Below are 2,019 nucleotides of genomic sequence, written 5' to 3'. Positions count from 1 at the left end.
TTTCTTGACAGAAGACCAATTTAGATAAGATAAACGGAAAAACTTCCTTTAAATAATGGGAAATATGGGTATTTCCCAATATAAACGGAATTTTACCGTTTATTTTTCAAACGCAGTAAAATCAACATACAGATAATATTAAAATGCCCAGATTGCTCTGGGCATTTCTTATATTACTCGTAAAGTCCTTCTAATTCAGCAATTAGATCACCAACATAAGCAACGGCCTTGCGAATTGCATCTGGCTTGGACATATCTACACCCGCATATTTCATTAATTCAAGTGGATTCATCGTACCGCCAGCCTTTAATACCTCAATCCAGCGGTCGACTACAGGCTGACCATCTTCTTTAATTAACTGTGCCACTGCGGTAGAGGCAGTTAATCCGGCAGAATACGTATATGGATAAAGTCCCATATAGTAGTGTGGCTGACGCATCCATGTTAGGCTTGCTGCATCGTCGATTTCCACTGAATCTCCCCAGAAGGATTTTAATACATCACCTTTAATTGCACTTAAACCAGGAGCAGTGATTGGTTGTCCGCTTTCCGCTAATGCATATACACGACGTTGGTATTCTCCTTCTAGCAAATGGGTTACAAAGTTATGATAGTACGTTCCTAGTAACTGAAGGATCACCCAACGCTTCATTCTCTTATCATCTGTTTTTGATAAAAGATGCTCTGCAAGAAGTAACTCATTCATTGTCGAAGGAGCCTCAATGAAGTAAGTAGATGGACGTGTATTTCCAACACGCTGATTTGCATTTGCATAATAAAAATGACCTGCATGACCAAGCTCGTGAGCAAGAATAAATGCTCCTCGCATTGTGTCAGTCCATGTAATTAAAATATAAGGATGCGCCCCATATGGACTAGAACAAAAAGCACCTGTGGATTTTCCAACGTTAGCAGGGAGGTCAACCCAGCGCTCTGTAAGACCTTTTTCCATGATTGCACTATACTCTGGTCCCATTACCTGTAATGCCTCAAGGATCGTATTTGAAGCTTCTTCATAAGTTGTTTTAGGATTGAAATCAGGGTCAAGTGGTGCTTTTAAATCACTAAAATGCATTTTTTCTACACCAAGCACGCGTTGCTTTAATTTTGCGAATTTGCGCATATGTGGCGCAAGCTCTGTTTGAATGATATCTAATTGATTATTATACATTTCGAGCGTAACCTGTTGCGGATGCAGAAGCATTTCTGTAACAGATTGATAGTTACGTAGCTTTGAAAGTGTCACCTGTTTTGTAACTTCTGTTGCATAGGCAGCAGCGAAAGTATTTTGATATTTTTTCAATGTTTCAGAGAAAGTATTGAATGCATTACGTCTAATCGTCGGATTTTCAGACAATTCATAGCGATCCTCAAATAGTGCAAAGGAGAGTGGAAGCTCATTTCCTTCTTCATCCGTAAAAGAAGGGAACGTCATGTCAGATGCTTTGCTTCGTTGATAAATCATATACGGTGCATTATGTACTTCACCAAGAGCCGCTAAAGCTTCTTCCGTTTCTGGTGAAAGGGTATGTGCCTTTTTCTCCAAGATCATTTTTAAATTATTCTGGAATACTTCTAATTCTTTTTCTTCTTTTAGGTATTTTTCAATTGTATCTTCAGGTAATGAAAGGATCTCTGACTCGATAAATGATAGTGCAGCACTAATCCCTGAGAAAACGGCTGAAACTCGAGCAGCATTTCCTTGATTTTCAGGATTAGTTGCATCCTCATTGAAACGCAAACTTGCATATGTACCAACTAAAATCATTCGTTTTTGAAGTTCTTCTTTTGCAAGTAAACAATTTAAAAATGTTTTTGCATCCTTATTTAATTGTCCTTTATATTTTGCTACAGTCAACACATCAGCTTCAATGGCAGCTAGTTCTTGTTCCCATGCGTCGACTGATGGAAACAAATCTTCAAGCTTCCAGGTTTGTTCAACAGGCACCTCAGCACGTGTTAATAACTTATCTTTAACCTTGGTCATAATTTTACCCCCTAATGAAATATTTCGATTC

Annotated in this window: 1 protein-coding gene; it reads right to left on the bottom strand. The window is 38.4% G+C overall.

The window, feature by feature from the left end; all coding sequences use genetic code 11:
* Positions 1–173: 173 nt before the first annotated feature.
* Positions 174–1,988, bottom strand: a complete 1,815-nt coding sequence (gene pepF, locus V7112_RS23650) for an oligoendopeptidase F (RefSeq protein ID WP_335424411.1) — start codon at positions 1,986–1,988, stop codon at positions 174–176.
* Positions 1,989–2,019 lie beyond the last annotated feature (31 nt).

The organism is Bacillus sp. JJ1566 (assembly GCF_036962685.1).
Taxonomy (GTDB): Bacteria; Bacillota; Bacilli; order Bacillales; family Bacillaceae_L; genus Ferdinandcohnia.
Note: the sequence above shows the minus strand (reverse complement) of the source record. Positions and strands in the feature narration are given on the sequence as shown.

What these genes read in the sequence shown, in the direction of transcription:
- pepF (WP_335424411.1), bottom strand. Translation starts at nt 1,988, where the DNA reads ATGACCAAGGTTAAAGATAAGTTATTAACACGTGCTGAGGTGCCTGTT.